Annotated in this window: 12 protein-coding genes and 5 pseudogenes; 15 read left to right on the forward strand and 2 right to left on the reverse strand. The window is 59.8% G+C overall.

Features of this window, described 5'->3' with window-relative positions; translation table 11 throughout:
- Nucleotides 1–12: 12 nt before the first annotated feature.
- Nucleotides 13–1068, reverse strand: a pseudogene (locus tag IVB24_RS09450) (IS256 family transposase); the annotation flags it as partial.
- A gap of 292 nt (nucleotides 1069–1360) precedes the next feature.
- Between IVB24_RS09450 and IVB24_RS09455 the strand changes: the two are divergent.
- From IVB24_RS09455 to IVB24_RS09520, 14 genes and pseudogenes are all read left to right on the forward strand, one after another.
- Nucleotides 1361–2773, forward strand: a complete 1413-nt coding sequence (locus IVB24_RS09455) for an IS4 family transposase (protein WP_247772732.1) — start codon at nucleotides 1361–1363, stop codon at nucleotides 2771–2773.
- Between the two features lie 303 nt (nucleotides 2774–3076).
- Nucleotides 3077–3645, forward strand: a pseudogene (locus IVB24_RS09460) (IS701 family transposase); the annotation flags it as partial.
- A gap of 676 nt (nucleotides 3646–4321) precedes the next feature.
- A complete protein-coding gene (locus IVB24_RS09465) occupies nucleotides 4322–5230 on the forward strand; it encodes a 3-keto-5-aminohexanoate cleavage protein (protein ID WP_247772733.1) in 909 nt (302 codons plus the stop codon).
- Nucleotides 5223–6698: a 3-hydroxyacyl-CoA dehydrogenase NAD-binding domain-containing protein gene (locus IVB24_RS09470; RefSeq protein ID WP_247772734.1), complete on the forward strand. Its 1476-nt coding sequence runs from the start codon at nucleotides 5223–5225 to the stop codon at nucleotides 6696–6698. Before IVB24_RS09465 ends, IVB24_RS09470 begins: the two co-directional genes overlap by 8 nt.
- A gap of 780 nt (nucleotides 6699–7478) precedes the next feature.
- Nucleotides 7479–8528 carry an ABC transporter substrate-binding protein gene (locus IVB24_RS09475; protein WP_346771360.1) on the forward strand — a complete coding sequence of 350 codons (1050 nt, stop codon included), beginning with the start codon at nucleotides 7479–7481 and terminating at the stop codon, nucleotides 8526–8528.
- 135 nt (nucleotides 8529–8663) lie between these two features.
- Nucleotides 8664–9542 (forward strand): acyl-CoA thioesterase II, encoded by an 879-nt coding sequence (gene tesB / locus IVB24_RS09480; protein WP_247772735.1) that lies wholly within the window; start codon nucleotides 8664–8666, stop codon nucleotides 9540–9542.
- A gap of 1199 nt (nucleotides 9543–10741) precedes the next feature.
- A pseudogene (locus tag IVB24_RS09485) lies at nucleotides 10742–11239 on the forward strand (hypothetical protein).
- A gap of 84 nt (nucleotides 11240–11323) precedes the next feature.
- Nucleotides 11324–12019, forward strand: coding sequence for a CoA transferase (locus IVB24_RS09490; protein WP_247772736.1), 696 nt, complete (start codon nucleotides 11324–11326; stop codon nucleotides 12017–12019).
- Between the two features lie 345 nt (nucleotides 12020–12364).
- Nucleotides 12365–12630, forward strand: a pseudogene (locus tag IVB24_RS09495) (methylmalonate-semialdehyde dehydrogenase (CoA acylating)); the annotation flags it as partial.
- Between the two features lie 727 nt (nucleotides 12631–13357).
- Nucleotides 13358–14392: a 3-hydroxyacyl-CoA dehydrogenase NAD-binding domain-containing protein gene (locus IVB24_RS09500; protein ID WP_247772737.1), complete on the forward strand. Its 1035-nt coding sequence runs from the start codon at nucleotides 13358–13360 to the stop codon at nucleotides 14390–14392.
- A 378-nt stretch (nucleotides 14393–14770) separates the two neighbouring features.
- Nucleotides 14771–15925, forward strand: coding sequence for a thiolase domain-containing protein (locus IVB24_RS09505; protein ID WP_247772738.1), 1155 nt, complete (start codon nucleotides 14771–14773; stop codon nucleotides 15923–15925).
- Between the two features lie 4 nt (nucleotides 15926–15929).
- Nucleotides 15930–16310: a Zn-ribbon domain-containing OB-fold protein gene (locus IVB24_RS09510; RefSeq protein WP_247772739.1), complete on the forward strand. Its 381-nt coding sequence runs from the start codon at nucleotides 15930–15932 to the stop codon at nucleotides 16308–16310.
- Nucleotides 16311–16829: 519 nt separating this feature from the next.
- Nucleotides 16830–17685: pseudogene (locus IVB24_RS09515) on the forward strand (MaoC/PaaZ C-terminal domain-containing protein).
- A gap of 77 nt (nucleotides 17686–17762) precedes the next feature.
- On the forward strand, nucleotides 17763–18614 hold the full coding sequence (locus tag IVB24_RS09520) for an SDR family NAD(P)-dependent oxidoreductase (RefSeq protein WP_247772740.1): 852 nt from the start codon (nucleotides 17763–17765) through the stop codon (nucleotides 18612–18614).
- Nucleotides 18615–18777: 163 nt separating this feature from the next.
- On the opposite strand, the gene IVB24_RS09525 is transcribed toward IVB24_RS09520, so the two are convergent.
- A complete protein-coding gene (locus IVB24_RS09525; protein ID WP_247772741.1) occupies nucleotides 18778–19035 on the reverse strand; it encodes a MarR family winged helix-turn-helix transcriptional regulator in 258 nt (85 codons plus the stop codon).
- A gap of 43 nt (nucleotides 19036–19078) precedes the next feature.
- Between IVB24_RS09525 and IVB24_RS09530 the strand changes: the two genes are divergently transcribed.
- Nucleotides 19079–20200, forward strand: a complete 1122-nt coding sequence (locus IVB24_RS09530; protein WP_247772742.1) for an IS630 family transposase — start codon at nucleotides 19079–19081, stop codon at nucleotides 20198–20200.
- Nucleotides 20201–20211: the final 11 nt, after the last annotated feature.

Genomic DNA, 20211 nt, shown 5'->3' on the forward strand with positions numbered 1-20211 from the left:
AAAAAATCGCTTGTCCATCTCATCCGTCGTCCGCAAGTGTTTCCAGTGCTCGGCCGGGAAGCCGTAGAACGCCAGTAGCGTGTCTCGATCCTTGCTTAGGCAATCGGCGGCCTTCTCGTACTTCAGCGCGTAGCTCTCGATGAAGGTGTCGAACGCCAGCTCGGCGGCGAGCTTCGTTTCAGCCATCCAGATCTCCTGCAACGCGCGTTTGGCCTTCGGCTGCTGGCTCTTCGGCAACTTGGCGAGCACGTTGGCAGTCTTGTGCACCCAGCAGCGCTGCTCGCGCGTTTTCGGCCAGACCTCGCCGGCGGCTTTCCAGAAGCCGAGTGCGCCATCGGCGATGACGAGCCGCGGCGGCACGGCGAGCCCGCGCCGCTTCAGATCAAGCAGCAGATCGCGCCAGTCGTGCGCGCTCTCGCGGGAACCATCGGTGAAGCCGACCAGTTCCTTGCGGCCTTCCGGCGTCGCGCCGATCAGCACCAGGATGCACTGCTTTTCGTCCTCGAGCCGCGCCTCCAGATGGATGCCATCGGCCCAGATGTAGACGTAGCGCTTGGCCGACAGATCGCGCTTCTGCCACGCGGTGTGCTCGTCGAGCCAGCCAGCCTTCAGGCGACCGATCGCGGATGCCGACAACCCGGCCGCATCCTTGCCGAGCAGCGCAGCCAGCGCCTCCGAGAAGTCGCCCGTCGAGATCCCCTTCAGGTAAAGGATCGGCAGCAGCGTCTCGATCGACTTCGAACGCCGCATGTAGGGCGGCAGGATCGCCGGCGAGAACCGGATGCGGTCGGGATCGGAGGCGTCCGCCTCGCGATCGCGCACACGCGGCTGGCGGATCGCGACCGGACCGATACCGGTCATCACCTCCCGCTCCGGCAGGTGACCGTGGCGGACGACGCGCCGGTGGCCGTCCAGGGTCTTCAAATCGGCATGCTGGCCTAGAAAGTCTGCAACCTCGGCCTCGACCGCCTGGGCCAGCAGGGCACGCGCTCCATTGCGCAAGACTTCTGTGAGTTGATCGGCGACGGTTCCTGGCTGAATCAGATGGATGACGTTATCGTTGGACACGGCATATCGCTCCTTCGGTGGAGAAGTGGAGGCGTCAAGCACCCCCACGATATGCCGCCTTTCCGATTCCCGCCGTCACCAACTTTCGGCGATAGCTCCGCCGCGTTTGCTCATTTGCTTGCGAATTAATGAGCAAACCATCTCACGCTCAAGCACGATCCGGGAAGGCGGCCTACACCGGCTTTCAATTATCCACATTTAGTCGAACGGGCTGAGGAAGCGCACAAACCATTGCAACGCAGGAATCGACCGTGAATCTTTGTCTGGCACCGATTCGCAGGGGGCGGTGCCGATGGACGAAGAAGCTGACGCATGGTTTGATCGCGAGCTCGCTGGCTGCAGCCTTGCCGACGAGCGCCTGAACAAGCGGCTCCGCAAACTGGTAGCGCAAATCGGGAGCGCCATGGGCGAAAGTATTCCGTTGGTGTGCCAGGACGGGGCCAACACCAAGGCTGCGTATCGTTTCTTCTCCAACGACCGGGTCAGTGAGGCGGACATTCTGGCCGGCCACTTTCAATCGAAGCGCGAGCGTACGATTGCCACCGACGGTCCTGTGCTAGTGCTCCATGATACGACCGAGTTCAGCTATGAAAGAGAGAACCCAGACGCGATCGGGATCACCAAGAGCATAAACAGCGGCCGGGACAAGGCGGGTCGCCTGAGATCGCACACGGTTTGCGGCCTCCTGATGCACTCGAGCCTGGCGGTGACAAGCGATGGGCTGCCGCTTGGACTGACGGCCGTTAAATTTTGGACCCGGAAGAAACTCAAGGGGACCGCCGCACTTAAGAAGCAGATCAATCCGACCCGCGTTCCGATCGAGAATAAGGAGAGCATTCGGTGGCTGGACAGTGTCCGGCAATCCACGGAGTTTCTGGGCGATCCGGGACGATACGTTCATGTCGGTGATCGCGAGAGCGACATCTATGAGCTCTTCTGCGCGGCTCGAGAAGCTGGAACGCATTTCGTGAATAGGACTTGCGTTGACCGTTTGGCTGGGCATGGAAATCACACGATCGCCGACGAAATGGACGAGGTCGCCGTCAAAGGACTGCATTGCATCGACGTCAGAGACAGCAACGGCGATCCCGATAAAGCCGTCCTGGAGATCAGATATCGCAAGATTCGCGTCTTGCCGCCGATCGGAAAGCCAAAGCGCTATCCCGCGCTGACCTTGACGGTGATTCATGCCGAAGAGCGCGTGACGCCGAAGATCAGAAAGAAAATCGAGTGGAAGCTGATCACAGATCTGCCTGTTAGCCCCCGCACCGACGCCATTGAGAAGCTCGAATGGTATGCTTTGAGATGGAAGATCGAGGTGTTCCACAAGATCCTGAAATCAGGCTGCAAAGCTGAGGAGTCGAAGCTTAGGACCGCCCAGCGTCTGACCAATCTGATCTCGCTCTTTTGCATCCTGAGTTGGCGGATCTTCTGGGTGACGATGCTCAACCGTTCCGCTCCAGACGCGTCGCCAACCCTCGCGTTGACCGCGACCGAAATCGGCGTGCTCGATCACCTTGTCAACGACAAACCCAAAGCGAGACAGAAGACGCTTTCGCACTACCTGATCAAGATCGCCCGGCTCGGCGGTTATCTCGCCCGCGCCAGCGATCCGCCTCCCGGCAATACGGTCATGTGGCGCGGGCTGTCGCGCCTCACCGACATCGCGTTAGGCGCCTTGGTCGGAGGAGAATTTTGTGGGTAATTGAAAGCTTCACCGGAGGCTTACCTTGCGTCCGCAACTGTAGTCGCCGCGCCGAGCGCAACCGATTGCTTACGGGACCTTCGATCGCGACCTGCTCGACGCCAAATTGCGGAGCCGCCGCGGCATCCAGAGGTCAATCGGCTCGCCGGCACCTCCATCTGACTTATGGAATCGACGGGCCGGCCGACAGCCGCCCTTTCAGGAGGTCCGAGGCAGCAGCATAACAACCGTACGCCTTGCCGCCAAAAGCTGCTCTAGCATTACAGTTGCTTTGTTTGCGGGCTTCTGAATCCATGGGCAACCATGGTTCGAATGTCGTGGGCGCGGGCCGCGTCGGTTGAGGAGACGCTTGCGTTGTGGGCGGCGTCGCTTCGAGAGATCAAGCAACGGATACGTCCGTTGTTCACGCAAGAGCGTGTTGCGACGAATGCAGGTCTATTCCTGGAAGGTCTGCTCGGAGATGAGCAGCGCAAGACCGGTTGGATGCGCGCGGAGGCGGCTGGCGATCCCGGCCCATGGCGGCAGCAGGCGATTCTGGTTCGTGGAGATTGGGACGCTGATGCCCTGCGCGATATCGTGCACGACTATGTCATCGAGCATTTGGCGAATGACGATGCGGTGCTGGTGATCGACGCACCGGTTTTCTCAAACAGGGCAAAGCATCATGCGGAGTGGCGCGGCAATACACTGGTTCGGCAGGGAAGATCACGAACTGCCAGATCGGTGTCTTCGCTGCCTACCTTTCGCGTCATGGCCATGCGTTCATCGATCGCGCGTTGTATCTTCCGAAGGAATGGGCCGACGATCCAGATCGTCTGGAAGCCACTTATGTGCCTGCCGACGTCGGCTTTGCGACCAAACCAAAGCTTGCGACGAAACCTCGCCCCCCGGCAAAAGCCAAAACATAACCACCCCACCACTGATCCGTTGGTCAATTCAGGAAATCCGCCGCATTGCTATCAGACTTGCGCGAAAGCGGATTCAACCCGCACACATCATCGCGGACCAGGGAAACGTTGGTAGCGGCGCTGGCTTGTCAGCGATATTTGGTGGATGCGAACCCAACGTTGTCGACTGTACCGAATGCACTGATGATCCGATCGCGCTAGCTTGACGCTTCACCTCAAACGTTCGCGACCATCATGTTGTAGTCCGGTATAATACAGTCGTAGCGCAGTTGGGCGGCATCCAGCGCCGAAATTTCTTAACATTGTCCTCCTCGTGGGAACTGGTTCGGCGATTGAGCAGCCGACTTTCTGTCCTCCCAAAGGGGGCGCCTGAGCCGACGTGACGAGCGCCGCCAGTCTTGCGCTCGTCTCCAGCAGCACCGGCCATGATCGATCCCAGAGTGTTAGAAGACCTCTCTTTGGTCAAAGCTGCAAATAGAAAACCTCACGACACGGCGAGCATGCGCAGCATTACTGCGCTACTGCGCACGATATTGCCCAAACACGGAGCTTGTGGACCGGTACTAATTGCAAGACCTAAACCTATCGCTGATCTGGTCCGCCTGGGGCAGGTCAAGCTTTCAGCCAGAGGAGACGCGGCATGATTTCCGAGGTGTTCATCACCTGTGCGGTGACGGGGGGAGGAGGCGCTCCCAAGCAGAAGAACGTGCCTGTAACCCCGGAGCAAATCGCTGATTCGGCCGTCGAGGCAGCGCGCGCGGGCGCGGCGGCGGTTCACCTTCATGTGCGTGATCTTAAAACCCAGGCCGGCGTCCTGGACCTTGGCCTGTACAGGGACACTGTGCGGCGCATTCGGGAGTCGGACGCTAATCCGGTGATCAATCTCACCACGGGAGAGGGTTGCTATATCGTGCTGGGCTGCTCGAACTCTCCACTGCCCCTTTCGAAGGAAACGGACATGCTCGGGGCGCTCGAGCGGCTTGCGCACATCGAAGAGCTCCGCCCTGAGATCTGCACGCTGGATTGTGGGTCAATGAGCGCCAAGGGAACGAGTGAGGGCGCCATGATCAATACCATCGGGACCCTGCGAGTGATGGCTGCGCGACTGAAAGAGCTTGGGGTGAAACCTGAGCTGGAGGTATTTGATACCGGTCATTTGCGCATGGTCCACGACCTGGTCAAAGAGGGGCTGATTGAAGAGTCGCCGTTGATCCAACTCTGTATGGGCGTCGGCTATGGTGCGCCGGCGGATTTGGCGACGCTAATGGCGTTTGTGCACCAACTTCCATCGCGCGCCGTCTATTCGGCATTCTCGGTCGGTCCGATGCAGCTTCCATATGCCGCATTGGCGCCCATGATAGGCGCAAACGTGCGGGTTGGATTAGAGGACAATCTCTATCTCTCCCGTGGGCGCCTGGCAACGAACGCCGAGCTTGTGCAACGAGCAATCGAGATCCTCGATCGGATCGGAGTGCGCGTAATGAATTCAAAGGAGATGCGCGAGAAGCTCAAGCTCAAAGTTCATGCCCGAGAGGTCCATAATGCTTGAAGAATCAAAGTCGGCCGAGAGGCTTCCCCGGGAGGTCGGGCTTCTTGGGGGGGGAGTCATCGGCGGCGGGTGGGCGGCGCGCTTTCTGCTCAACGGAGTCGATGTGCGGTTGTACGACCCGGCGCCCAATGCAATCGAGCATGTGCATAAGGTGTTGGACAACGCGCGGCGAGCGTATCGACGGTTGACCCTCGTCCCGCTCCCGCCGGAAGGGTCGCTGACTGTCACCGAGTCGGTGGCGGACGCCGTGCGTGGCGTGGATCTGGTGCAGGAGTCTGCGCCGGAGCGGCTGGAACTTAAGCAGCAACTGCTTGCGGCCGCTGGCCGGGCAGCAGCGCCCAAGACCCTTATTTGCTCCTCGACGTCAGGCTTCCGGCCGTCTTTGCTGCAGGCAGAAATGGACCATCCCGAGTATCTACTCGTCGCGCACCCGTTCCAACCCGTGTACCTGCTGCCCTTGGTCGAGCTGTGCGGGGGCGAGCGCACGATGCCCGAGGCTCTGGAGCGTGCGGCGCCGATCTACCGGTCGATCGGGATGCATCCGCTCGTGGTCCGCAAGGAGGTGGACGGATTCATCGCGAACCGGCTGCAGGACGCGATCTCGCGCGAGGCGCTCTGGCTGGTGCACGACGATCTCGCGAGCCTGCAAGAGATCGATGACGCGGTGCGCTACTCTTGGGCGCTGCGTCGGGCATCTATGGGGTCATACCGAATGGCTGGCGGTGGGGCGGGCATACGCCAAAGCATCGCGCAGTGGGCCTTCAAGTGGCCTTGGTCGCGGCTCACCGACAAGCCCGACATGAATGACGCCTTCCTGGACAGGGTGGCGGAGCAGGCCGACGCGCTCGTGAAGGCCGACCCACTCGATGTTTCCGTCGAGGAAAAACGCGATGACCTGCTGGTAGGCCTGCTGCAGGCGCTGCGCTCCCAGGGCTACGGACCGGGTGAGACGCTGGCGCGCTGGGAGCAGGGGCTCCGCGCTCGCACGCCCCTACCAGCTCAGGACTCCGGGCCGTTGCGAACGTTGCGAGTGATCCCGTCCAGTTGGATAGACGGCAACGGACACGCCGCTGAAAGCACTTATCTTCAGCTCTGCAGCGACGCCACTACGACGGTGGGTCGCTATATTCGGGCGAATGGCGAAAACCTGGAGGGGACGGGAACTTACTACACGGTCGAGACGCACCTGTCCCATCTAGGTGAGCTTCGCGCCGGCGACCGCGTCGAGGTGTTTACACAAGTTCTCGGTGCCGACGAGAAGCGGTTGCACCTCTTCCACGTAATTAAGCGTGAGGGTAGCGAAAAGCGGGCTGCTACTGGTGAGCAGATGCTGATTCACGTCGACGCTGAAAGCAGGCGTAGCGCGCCGGTAACCGGGAAAATGCGCGAGCGGCTGCTAGCGCTAGCGCAGCTGCATGCAAAGCTACCACGACCGGACCGCGTGGGCAAAGGCATCGGAATGCAATGACAGGCGGCTTCGCGATGTGCTGATTCTGTTTTCTGTGGTCAAACGGCAGGCTCCCTCATTAGACTTCAGAAGGGCTGAGCGGCCTCCTGCCGTAGAACTTGATTGTTCGGGTATCGCAGCGGTGCCAGCTCTCGCGGAAGCGTGGCCATAGCGTAGCGTGACACCCTGGGAGGCAATTTTTCGCCCGCTTGGACGAGGTTCTCTATCCCGATCTGGTGCTGGTGTGTCGCCGTAATCGGCCCACCGGCAGTTTTGTACTGAAGTGAAACAGTTCAACAACTCGTTGTCCGAGCCATTGGAGCTATCGATGAAGACATCTTTCTTTGAATGACAGTCGGGGACTCATGGGGCACGAGCGCCGTCTTCAGCTTGAGCGAGCATACGAGTGCTACGTTCCTGCCCCTTCTTGACCGAAACACGAAACTTCAGGCTCTGCCCGTTTAGCGCAGGATTTCTGCTGTCGAACCGCAAGATCACTGAAATTCCGCTTGCGCAGACGGTAGAATTCTTCCGACACATCCGCCGAGCAAGTACGAGAAAGGAAGGAATGCGCCAGTTGAGCAGTTGTGGGCGTCTCTTACAGGCCGGCCGCTCCCCTCTCCAGCATTCCCTTAGCGGAATAAGGCGGTGGTGATTTCGCCAGGTGGGAGAGGATTGCGACGCTCCATGTCGCGACGGTTCAAGAACTTCCGCCTCATGGTGGTGGTCGGATTCGGCAACGCCATCTCCATCCTGGGGATCGCGCAACGGGCAGGAAGGTAGACGATGAGGAACAGATGGATGATGGCCAGCGGCTTGGCTGTATTCGGCTTGGCGGCCGGCATGCTTGCCCCAACGGACGTGGCAATTGCCGGCGATCAGTTGACCGTCATCTCTGCCGGTGGGGCTTATCAGGAAGCTCAGCGCAAGTCCATTTTTGAGCCGTACGTCAAGGCGACAGGGTCCAAAGTCACCGAAGGCGAGTGGAGCTTCGAGTTGGCGAAGATTCGAGCCATGGTCGAAACGAACACCGTGAACTGGGACGTAGTCGAATCTTACGGATCGCAGGTCCTCAAGATGTGCGACGACGGCCTCATTGAGAAGATCGATTGGAAGAAGCTGGGCCTCGACCGAACGAAGTTTATGGGTTCCGAAGGGCAGGATTGCGGGGTGCCGAGCCAAATCAATTCCACAATCTTGGCCTATGACAAGGACAAGCTGCCGAATGGCCCGAAGACGATCGTCGACCTGTTCGACACGAAGAAATTCCCCGGCAAGCGCGGATTGTGGAAGAGCCCCACAGGCAATCTCGAATGGGCGTTGATTGCGGACGGCGTGCCTCTCAAAGAGGTTGGACAGATCCTCGCCACGCCTGAAGGCGTCGACCGTGCCTTCAAGAAGCTCGACACCATCAAGAAAGACGTCATTTGGTGGACGGCCGGCGCCCAGGCTCCGCAACTGCTGGCGGACGGCCAAGTCGTCATGACCGCGGCCTTCAACGGGCGCATCTATGATGCCGTTAAGAACGGCGGCAAGCACTTCGAAACCGTGTGGGACGGCGAGGTGGCGGGATGGGCTTACTGGGTCATTCCCAAGGGAAGTCCACGGCGGGACGAAGCCTATAGGTTCCTCGCGTTCGCGGCTTCGCCTCAGCCTCAAGCGAACTTGACACGTTACATCCCGTACGGACCCTCCAACATCGATGCGCTGCAGCTTGTCGATCCTGCGATCCTGCCCCAGCTCGCCAATGCGCCCAATCATCTGGAGCGTGCTCTGCAGCCCACTCTCTCCTTTTGGGCTGAGCACGGCGATGAGCTGAAGCAACGCTTCAATGCCTGGCTTGCCAAGTAACAGCAGGACCGGTGAGGAGTGTTTTCTTCTCCTCGCCGGTCGCCTTGCGCCGCGGCCGATCGACGGTTGCATTTGCAACCCGCTCTCAAGCTCTAGACCTCTCCTGAACGCGACAAACAAGAGCGCAGACTCCACATGATCCTAGAACGTGACGCCTCCGTATCCTTGAAGGATGTCCTGGACATCGTCGAACCTCAGCGCATCGAGTCGGACCGATTTTCCGGACGCGGCCTGGACCTTAATTGGGGCTACGTGTTCGGTGGACATTTCGTAGCTCAAGCACTCGCGGCTGCGCAGCAGACTGTTCCGGAGGAGCTCGGCGCGCACTCTTTGCATGGTTATTTCCTCAAATCAGGCGACGAGCGCACGCCTGTCACTTACGAAGTAGAGCGGATACGCGATGGCAAGAGCTTCGCGACGCGGCGCGTGGACGCGATCCAAGATGGCGGCACCGTCTTCACACTGACGGCCTCGTTCCAGCGTGAAGAGGCCGGGCCCGAGCATCAAGATCTCATGCCGAAGACGGCTGGCCCCGATGGTCTCCTGTCGCAGGCCCAGATTGCACGCAAGTACATGGACAGGATACCGGACGCGGCCCAGGAGGAAATGTCTCTGGAGCGCGTAATCGACATTCGACCCTTGGATCATGTTGATATGCTCGAGCCCGACGCTAGAGCGCCTCTCCGTTGCGTCTGGTATCGCACCTTAGGTAGGATGCCGGATCGTTCTGCCCTGCACCGCGCGATGCTCGCCTATGTGTCGGATTTGAATCTCTTGTCGACGGTCCTGCGGCCGCACGCGCTGACCTGGGTCACGCCCGGGATACAGTCGACCAGCTTAGACCACGCGATCTGGTTTCACCGCCCGTTCCGGATAGACGAGTGGGTCCTGTTCGTGATGGATAGTCCGTCAGCGAGCGGTGCCCGCGGCTTTACGCGGGGCCGGTTCTTCACCAGAGACGGCAGTCTCGTTGCCTCGGTGGCCCAAGAGGGGCTGGTCCGCGTACGGACCTAGTCGCGCATGGGTTTGTCCGCCGTGTGCTTTCTGAACACACCGATCTATGAGAAACAGACCCTAGATGTGATCAGAGCGGCAATGCCGCACAGGAATGTGCGCCCCAAAGGCGCGTTATCGCCGACTACTGCCAGGCTGATGCTGTTCAAGCTGGTCAGCGTGCATCCAAGGCCTCGCACAAATCACTGCCGAAGATCATCGCAGGTGTCAGTTCCCGAGACGCCACCGAAGTCATCCAAGTGCCACCAAACAACGCCGCCTGATCGCCTCGTCACCCAAAATCCCGCACAGCTCGGGCACGCTCCGCATCAGGCACATCGCGGCTCTCCGTCGCTGCCCAGGCTTTGCTGCCAACGTCATCGCGGCTCACAAGCAGTTTTCGCTCGTACCGGGCACGCCGCCAATGATCATTGCATTACACCCAACACGAGCGCCAGCTGGGACGCCCGCCGACTGACCCTACGATCCGTCGAAGACGCGCGCACCATCTCAGGTGCCGCCGCAGCCGGCTGCCCTCTGATTTCCGGAATCCGACTCTTGCGCTGTTTGCGCGCGGCCTGGAGTCAGTTGGTTACCACTCTGACAATGTCCAATATGGTCGACTACTAGCGTGCGCGCGCTCATCATCCCTCTGGTGATAATGAACCTCCCTCGAACCAGATGGTGGGTGCGGCCAAAGCCCATCGATCATACGCGTTACGCTACCACAAACCGACGACTCAGCGGAAAGCGAGCGAGGCGCTCCGCACTCTGCATTGATTTGCTCGGCTTATGTTTTGTGCATCCGGAGACGGCCTTTGTTCGCCGCTGCGGAACTAGAACGAGCATCCCCTTTTTTTCCTGCAGCGTAGCCTCGTTTTATGCCGTCGTTAGATGCGTCCAAGATCTATAATCTGAATTGCGCAGCGAGCTGCAACCCGATGCTAGCGGTGAGGGGCGATGCTTCCCGTACGCAATCTACGCAATCATGAATGTCGCGCAAGTGGGTCTGCCGTTCACCTGTCATTACCGGGGTGCCGGCAGTTGTTCTAGCGCATAGCGCGACCGGCACCTCGCCTGAGCTTAATCGCCGCCAACACATGGCGGGGCCGCATTTACGCGCGCAGCTTCTACGATCGCGGCGGAAGGACGGTTGAAGGCGACTTGGTGCAAATCATCTGGGCGAGGATGTTCGCGCCGGGCGTGTTGAGGATTCAGGGATGCATCTGAGGTTTTCAAAAGTTGAGCGGAGCGGAGCGATCACCATCGGTACGGTGTCGCGGCCCGAAGCCAAGCGGTTCATTACGAAGTTAGCCTCGAGCTGGAGCAGGTATACGACGGCTTTGCCGCAGAGCCTGACCCGTGGGTTGCGGTCGTCACGGGTGCGAGTGACAGGTGGTTCTGCGCCGGAAAGGACTTGAAGTGGCAGGCCGCGGGCGGCAAATGGGGGAACGTCAGGTCGGGCTTCGGTGGCTTGAGCACGCCCTTCGATTGCAACCTTGCGGCTGGCGAGTGACGTGCGAGAGTTCTCCGGTGACTATCCGTGCCTCAAGGCAAGCACTGCAGCGTGGCCTCGGCGTGCGGATCGACCAGGCGATCGCAGAGCAGTGCGACTACCCGGCGGTGAAGGGGTGAAGGCGCTTAGCGACTCGCAGGATTTTATCAAGCCGCCAAAGGCCTTGGCGGAAAAGCGTGCGCCCGGGTGGATGGGGCGATAAGGGGGAATCGTGTCGTCACTTCCGCTTTCGGCCGTCCGGGTCCTGGACCTCCCGCAAGTGCTCGCAGGACCGGTGTGCGCGCAAATGCTCGGAGACCTCGGCGCCGACGTGATTAAAATCGAGCGCTCTGTCACGAGCGACGAGACGCGTAGTTACGGTCCGCCGTCACTGGAGGACACGGAAGGGAAACCGACGGACAACACCTCTTTCTTTCTGTGCGCCAACCGCAACAAGAGGGTCAGTCACCGTCAACCTTGCCGCTCCCGAAGGGCAGGAGATCGTTCGTGCTCTCGCAAAGAGCGATGTGCTGATAGAAATTACAAGGTCGGCGACTTGAGGCGCTACGGTCTTGATTACGACTCCATCCGTAAGGTCAGCCCGGACATCATTTATTGCTCCATCACCGGCTACGGTCAGAGCGGACCTTATGCCGCGCGGGCGAGTTACGACGCTGTCGTTCAGGCGGGGACTGGGATCATGAGCCTCAGCGGCCACGCCGGCGATCCGTCCCACATGTTGCCAGGCGTTGGCTTTCATACCGGCCTCTCCCTGAGGTTCTGGCAGGTTTCGACACCCGCCTCGATGCGCCGCCTATCTCAGGCCGTCATCACCCAGCTTCCCGCATTGCCCTGCGAAGAGACCTGCCGCCGGACCGTCGAGGCACGGAACGGCTGCGCCGCGGTACTGCTGATCTCCGAAGACCTCGACGAACAGCTTGGCCTAGCCGACAGGGGCGCATTGTCCACGAGCTTTCGGCCGAGGACGCAGACAAGCGCGTGATCGGCAGATACATGGCGGGAATGCCGCCGCCACGGCGTCCGCCACATCGCTCGCGTTGGCGGCCGCGACAGATCCCGTTTGCTCACCCGCTGCTTGGTTGAAGACAGGCAACCTGCGGTTCGTACTGCCCGGCACCCGCCTGCCACTCATGAATTGATTTATCTGCTGGATTCACGAGCAGTCTCCTTGTAGGTTTCGATACGCGCGTTCAGTCACGCCGTTTTCTAGCCGGGCAGCACAGGGTTGGGTCGACACGGGGCCTCTGCGGCGTGCGCGTGTCCTCAATCGCTTTCTGCGGATCATTGAAGATTGCGCAGGACAGCTCCCCGACGTGATCGTCTCGGAGCGCGGCTGATCAATGAGCACGAATTCGGCAACGGGAGATCGAACTTCACACCTGACGGCGATGCCCGCCCGTGAATACGCTCACCAGATCAAGGTTCCTGTCCCGCATTTCACTCCTTTGGAGGGTGAAAGCATCGCTTTCCGGCGACCACCACATGCACGGAGCGGAAGGTGTTCGCTTCAATACACGAATGAAGACGGTCATCAGCCGCTGGCCAACCGGAATTCTGGCTGCGGCCGAGTTCGTCATGCGCACCATGTCATGACGGCCCCGGATAGTGCGCGTGTCTGTTCTCCCAAACTGCGAGGGCTCTCGGCTCTCGTCCTTTTTAGGCATTTCCAATGGCCGCAGTCTCAACGCAAGGTTCTGCCGCTGGTTTCCAACTCAGATCGGTGCAAGATCTGCAGGCTGGAGTTTGGCTTCAAGATTCGCGGCCTGCTTGCCGTAAGCAAGCCTGAAGTGCTGAGAGTCCCCACGAGACAAGCACCCGGCGTGGGAACCGACTTCGAATGCGCCCCTAACAAGTAGTCGCAGAATCGATACGCGATGGCCCGTGTTGGACCGCGATCGTTGTCACGACGGCATACGTTCTTCGGGTACACACCGGATCTTCGCCTCTGCGCAGTGCACGGGGTAGGCGGGGTAGTCCGCGCCCGCGATGGAGAGATGCGACCGTTCACCCTCCTGAGCGTCGTGCACGTAGTTGCTAGAGTAGCGGTGACGCTAAGGCTTGCAAAATTTGTCGCATCTGCTCGCCTGGCGCAGGATTCGCGCGAGCGAAAATACCAAAACGGTGAAATTCATCAAAACAAGGGGGTTATGTTTTTAATAACCGTCAGACTTCTCAGAGCGTCAGAAGCCTTCCGATGACGCGTCTGTGCCGCTCTCGCCAACATCCCGAGCAGGTTTAACACAGAAAATAACGGCGTTATCGCCATGCATATAAAGTTGAACCAACACCCGAGAGATCTAACTCCCTTTCCGAAAGGCCGATGTCCATGTTTGAAACTTCAGGGTCTGCATGCGCCACGCTGCCGCAAACGATCGGCCTGCTCGGAGGAGGGGTAATCGGTGGCGGCTGGGCCGCGCGCTTCATCCTTAACGGAGTCGACGTCCGGCTGTATGATCCGGCGCCGAATGCGGTGGAGCATGTGCAGGAATGTCTTCAGAAAGCGCGGCGCGCATTTCGGATGCTGACGCAGGTTCCGTTGCCGGCCGAAGGCTCGCTCACCGTCGTGGGCTCGATTGCCGAAGCTGTCCACGACGTGGAGTTCGTGCAGGAGAACGCGCCCGAGCGTCTGGAGCTCAAGCAGCAACTGCTAGCGAATGCCTGCCGGGCCGCTGCACCCGAGACCATGATCTGCTCTTCGACTTCGATGCTGCAGCCGTCGCTGCTGCAGGTGCAAATGCCGCGGCCTGAGCGCCTGCTTGTCGCTCATCCGTTCCATCCAGTGTACCTGGTGCCTTTGGTTGAACTCTGCGCCGGCGAGCGCACGGCCCCCGAGATGCTGTCTCGCGCAGCTGAGATGTTCCGGGCACTAGGCATGCATCCGCTCGTCGTGCGCAAAGAGGTCCGCGGTTTTATTGCGAACAGGCTCCAGACGGCAGCTTGGCGCGAGGCACTATGGTTGGTGCATGACGGTCTGGCCACCGTGCAGGAGATCGATGACGCGGTTCGCTACTCATTCGGACTGCGCCGGGCAGTGTTGGGGCCGATCCGGACAGACTTCGTCGGCAGCGGCCAGCTAAGCGTCCGCGCGTTCCTAGAGAAATGGGGACCACCCAGCAAGGAGCCTTCCAGGATAGGATCCATGCCGGAGTACAATGATGCGTTCCTGGACATGCTCACGGAGCAGGCAGACGCGCAAGCGTCGGCCGAGAACATGACCGTCTCTGAATATCAGACGAAGCTCGACGACGGCCTAGTGGGGGTGCTGCAGGGCTTGCGCTCACAGGAGTGGGGCGCGGGGGAGACGCTCGCCCGCTGGGAAAATTCGCTCCGTGACCGCGATCGGCAATGTCGCTGAAACGGTGGTAGCAGTCCTGAGCTCACGACGAGCGCCTCGGCGGCCACTATCCGCCGCCGTTCATGGTGCTGAGAACCCTTTGCCGTTCTTGACGATGTGCTCACGTGTGCCCCGACTGGTATCGCAAAGTCGACGACACCGGACATGGATGTCGTTGGACCCTCTGAGCAACGCGGTTCAACATCCACCGCAAGCGAACACGCATACGCATCAAACGGAGGTGAGCGATCATGACCACGCCTCGGTAGCCCAGGAGCGGCTAAGCCGCGTGCCGACCTAACGCGCGACTCGTGCCCAGGAGGGGCTCGTGACTCCACCACACGCCATATCGGACGTAATCCGCCAATAATTGGCCAGTAGCTAACGGATATCGAATTGATGGTTCACGACAAAACTGCCTACATAGTTGGTGCGTATGAGCATCCGACGCGAAAAGCGCCGGACAAGTCAGTCGTGCAGCTTCATGCGGAATGCGCGGCTGGTGCACTCGCCGACGCTGGACTAACTAAAGACGATGTCGACGGGTACTTTTGCGCAGGGGAGGAGCCGGGGCTCGGCCCGCTCACCATGATCGACTGCTTGAACCTCCGTGTTCGGCATTGTGACTTCACCGACATTGGTGGTTCCGCACCTCTGCAGCACATCTCTCACGCGGCCCAAGCTATCGCGGCTGGGAAATGTACGGTCGCTCTGGTCTCATTAGCAGGAAGGCCTCGCAGCGGATGGGTCGATCGGCAACCCGATGTTACTCAGCCGGATTTGATGTGGGAGATGCCGATCCGGAAAAAAATCATGGATATCTACGCCATGTGCGCGCGCCGCCACATGCACGAGTACGGGACGACGAGTGAGCAATTGGCCTGGATCAAAGTCGCCGCTTCGCACCATGCCCAGCACAACCCTTTTGCCATGCTCCCTAAAGTCGTTACCGTCCAAGATGTGCTGGCATCCCCAATTGTCTCGGAGCCCCTGCATCGGCTTGATTGTTGCGTTACGTCAGACGGTGGCGGCGCCATTTTAGTGACGCGACCGGAGATCGCGAAGAGCCTCAAGCGTCCTCGGGTGAAGGTGATCGGCGCGGGCGAAGGCTTTCAGGGACAGTCAGCCGGCGAGGTCGATCTCACCGGTTCGGCGGCTAGGCAGTCCGGCATGGTGGCCTTCGCCGAAGCTGGTGTCACGGCGAGCGATATCAGTTACGCCTCAATCTACGATAGTTTCACGATCACCGTTCTTATCGCGTTGGAAGATCTCGGATTCTGCCAAAAAGGACAAGGAGGTCGTTTTGTTGCCGATGGCAATCTGATCTCAGGTGTGGGCCGCTTACCTTTCAACACCGATGGCGGGGGTTTGTGCAACAACCACCCGGCCACCAGGGGCGGAATCACAAAGGTGATCGAGGCAGTCCGCCAGCTCCGAGGAGAAGCCAATCCAGCCGTACAGGTGAGGGATTGCTCGTTGGCACTTGCCCATGGCACCGGATGGTTGATGGGCACGCGCCATAGCAGCGCAACCCTTATTATGGAGCGGGAGTAATCTAATGAGTGCCGCGGACTTCATCAATAATAGTCCAGAGACCAAGCCGTTCTGGGACGCTGCTGCCATTGGCCGCTTCGTGCTGCCCCGCTGCCGCGAGTGTCGTAGAACTCATTGGTATCCGCGGGGCTTCTGCCCCCATTGCATGTCGACGACCCTCGATTGGCAGGAGTCGCCCGGCAATGGAGAAATTCACTCCTTCTCGGTGAACCGGATGGGGACGGAGCCTTACGTGCTCGCCTATGTAGCCCTTGAGGAGGGGCCGATCATGTTGACCAACGTGATCGATGCTGACCCCGCCACCTTGTCGATTGGCACCAGGGTCAAGCTGGTGTTCAGGCCTGCCATAGGGCAAGCTCCCGTACCTCTTTTTACAATCGCTTAGCATTCAGCTCGGTGGATGTTCTTTGTTCGTGGAGGTGAATTCCGTCCAAATTCCTAGCCTGACCTGCTCGAGCTTTCTGTGATGTGGCTCAAAAGAGTGGTCCCTTGGAGCGGGCGTGCCTGCTGGCCACCGCCCCCAAGAGGCCTCGTTTTAATTTTCCGCTGAACTAGCGGCGTACAATTGTGCGTGGCGACTTGCTACGACCAAACAAACCTTGTGAATAACTGTTCTTACACGAACGACTAACAGTAATCTCGAGGAAACTGTCGATGCCGTCAGTCCGCGGGCGACTTGGCTCTTGAATATTGTCCCTCACCGGTGGAAGAGCCCAAGCCCCAGAATGTCATTATACACGCCGCATGGGGCGCTCATTCGGACGAAATACATCGAGTGTAAGCCGCGCACCGCAGGAATTGGTCGTCGACGCGTGTCGTATCGCATTTTTTGCAACAACATTCTCATTAGAATAGCGGGAGGCGAAAAGCACGCAACGCAAGCACGCAACGAAGGCACGCGACTATGGCGATCAACTACGAGCAGCTGATGGCTCTGCAGACTCTCGGTCAAAAGTTCAGCTACAATGATCGCGATGTGATGCTTTACGCCTATGGCATCGGCATGGGTGGAGACCCCTTAGACGAAAAGGAGCTTGCGTTCGTCAACGAAGCAAGCGCCACGCTACGGCCTCTGAAGGTAGTGCCGACGTTTGTTTCCGTCGCGGCCTACGGTGCTGAAGCCGGTAAGATGAACCTCAACCAAGATATGTTGGTCGACGGAGAGCGTGATATCACCTTTCACAAGGGGGTCGCGTGCGCATATCACGGCCGACTGCTCTATGCTTGGAGTATACGACAAGGGTAAGAACAAAGGTGCCGTCGTCCGCCAGCAATCGGTGTTAAAGAACGTCAAAGGTGAACCGCTGGCCACCCTTGTTACAACCTACTTCGCGCGCGGAGATGGCGGATTCGGCGGACCCTCGGGCGACGGGACCGAGCCGCATCAGATGCCGAAACGCGAGCCTGATAAAATCACTGACATTGCCACACGCCAGGATCAAGCGCTGATTTACCGCCTCTGCGGTGACCGCAATCCATTGCATTCAGACCCGGAATTCGCGAAACGCGCCGGATTTGCGAGGCCCATACTGCATGGCATGTGCACGTACGGAATCACCTGCCGCGCCATTCTCCAAACCTGTGCCGACTACGATCCTAGCGCTTTCAGACGGCATGCGGCGCGTTTTTCATCGCCGGTCTATCCTGGCGACATCGTGACGATGGAGATGTGGAAGGATGGTCACACCATCTCGTTCGAAGCGAAGGTGAAGGCACGCGACGTCACGGTGATTAAGAACGGCCTGACAGAGCTGGTGTGACATTGAATCTGCAATCTCGACCAATCCACACCGCTCGCCGTATGTGGCGGATGCGCAGACGAAAATAGGAGGAACGTATGGGATTACTCGATGGAAAAGTGGCGGTGATTACTGGCGCGGGCGGCGGCCTGGGGGAAGCCTACGCGAAGTTGTTCGCGCGTGAGGGCGCAGCCGTCGTGGTGAACGACCTAGGCGGAGCACGCGATGGTTCCGGGACGGACAAATCGATGGCCGAAAAAGTGGTCAGGTCAATCAAGAACGAAGGGGGGAAGGCGATCGCCAATGGCAGTGACATTTCGACCACCGATGGTGGAGAATCACTGTTACGGGACGCGATCAGGTCCTTCGGTCGTGTTGACATCCTGGTCAACAATGCAGGAATTCTGCGCGACAAGACATTTACGAAATCCAATGTGGAGGACTGGGACAAGGTGATCCAAGTTCATCTTAGGGGTACTTACTGCGCCACGCTCCCGGTATTCCGCTGGATGCGGGACAACGGGGGGGGCGTGATCGTGAATACTTCGTCGGTCTCAGGCCTGAAAGGCAATTTCGGCCAGTCCAATTATGGCGCTGCCAAGGCTGGGGTCTGGGGCTTGTCCAACGTGCTCGCGATCGAAGGTCGCAAGTACAATATCCGCATATGGACGCTCTGTCCGAGCGCGCGGACGCGCATGACGATAGGCGCGGGATTTGATGACGATCTTTTGCCGTCGGACGAGATCGCATCGGCCGTACTATACATGGTCAGCGATTTGTCTGGCACTCAAACGGGGAAGGTGCTGGGCGTGACCGCTCTCCGTGGGGTGCACGAGATGCGCATGATCGAAGCAAAGGGTTGGAAACCCACTCACGCCGGCTGGACCGCGCATGATATCCTAGAGCACGCTCGCGAGATCTTTCTCTCTGATGAGGACAACAGGACGTGACGCCTACCCTCGAGCGGGTTGAGTCAGGGGCTCCGTCCCGGCATTTATGTAGGGTCTCGTTCAGCCGCCGCCCGCTTGGCCGCTGGACCGATGCCCTGCCGCTCGCCTCGAAATCATCTGCTAGTGTCTCTGCACAGTGATTTTGACAGGTTGGGTCCGGCGGTCAGATTAGCTCCGGCAGGAGTTTGGGATCAACGATGACCTCGATGCTGCGAGGCGTTCTTGGCTGCCTCGTGATGAGGCCGGCTCGTTCCAGCGTCGTCACCATCTGGTGAACCGAAGGCGGGCTGACGCGGAAATATTCCTGCATGTCGGTTTCGGCCGGGGGTCTGCGGTGCAGGCGCGTATAGAGGTGGATAAAGGCCAGATACTGCCCCTGCGTGGGCGTGAAGGGTTTTGCCGAGGGACTCACGTCGGCCATCCGATTCAGTTGTTGGTGCGTGCCTCGAACACGGAGGCACGCCATGAATGTACGCTATCGGGTCGATCTCAGCCAAATCGAACGCACGGAACTCAAGGCGCTGCTCAGCAGCGGCAAGCATGCGTCGCGCAAGCTCAAGCGAGCGCAGATCTTGCTGGCCGCCGATGCCGGTGCCGGCGACGAGGAGATCGCAAGGAGCGTCGGCGTAGGCGGCTCGACCGTGTACCGGATCAAGCGCCGCTTCGTGGAAGGCAATCTGGAACGGGCGCTGAGCGACGAGCTGCGTCCCGGAGCGGAGCGCAAGCTCTCGGGCAAGGAGGAAGCGCTGCTGGTGGCAACCGCCTGCGCCAGCCCTCCGGAAGGCCGCGCCCGCTGGACGCTCGAACTGCTGGCGGGCGCGATGGTCAAGCTCACCGAGCACAAGAGCCTATCGCACGAGACGGTTCGGCGGCGCCTGGCCGAAAATGGCCTCAAGCCCTGGCGCAAGGACATGTGGTGCATTCCGCAGGTCGATGGTGAGTACGTCGCCCGCATGGAGGATGTCCTCGACCTCTACGCCGAGACACCCGACCCCAAGCGGCCGGTGGTGTGCGTCGACGAAAGCCCGGTGCAGCTCATTGGCGAGGCGCGTCAGCCCATCCCGGCCAGGTCGGGTCAGTTCGAACGTTACGATTACGAGTATCGTCGCAATGGTACGGTCAATCTCTTCGTGCTCCTCGACGTGCATCGTCCCTGGCGCAAGGTCAAAGTCACCGAGCGGCGCGCGGCAGAAGACTATGCCCGGTGTATGCGCGACCTCGTCGACATCCATTATCCCGACGCCGAGATCATCCGAGTCGTTCAGGATAATTTATCGACCCACTCCGCCGGTGCCCTGTACCAGGCGTTCCCACCCGTCGAAGCCCGACGGATCTTGCGACGGCTCGAGTTCCACTACACCCCCAAGCACGCAAGCTGGCTCAACATGGTCGAGATCGAGATCGGCGTCCTGCGCGGCCAGTGCCTGGATCGCAGGATCGACGATTCCAAGCGACTGCGCCGCGAGATCGCCGTCTGGGAACGGAAGCGAAATGCCGCCCGCTCCCGCATCAAATGGATGTTCACAACAGACAAGGCCCGCGCCAAAATGGGCCGCGCCTATCCCGCCGCTTCCAAAGAGTCATAATCACTGTGCAG

The sequence above is a fragment of the Bradyrhizobium sp. 192 genome (assembly GCF_023100965.1).
Classification (GTDB): domain Bacteria; phylum Pseudomonadota; class Alphaproteobacteria; order Rhizobiales; family Xanthobacteraceae; genus Bradyrhizobium; species Bradyrhizobium symbiodeficiens.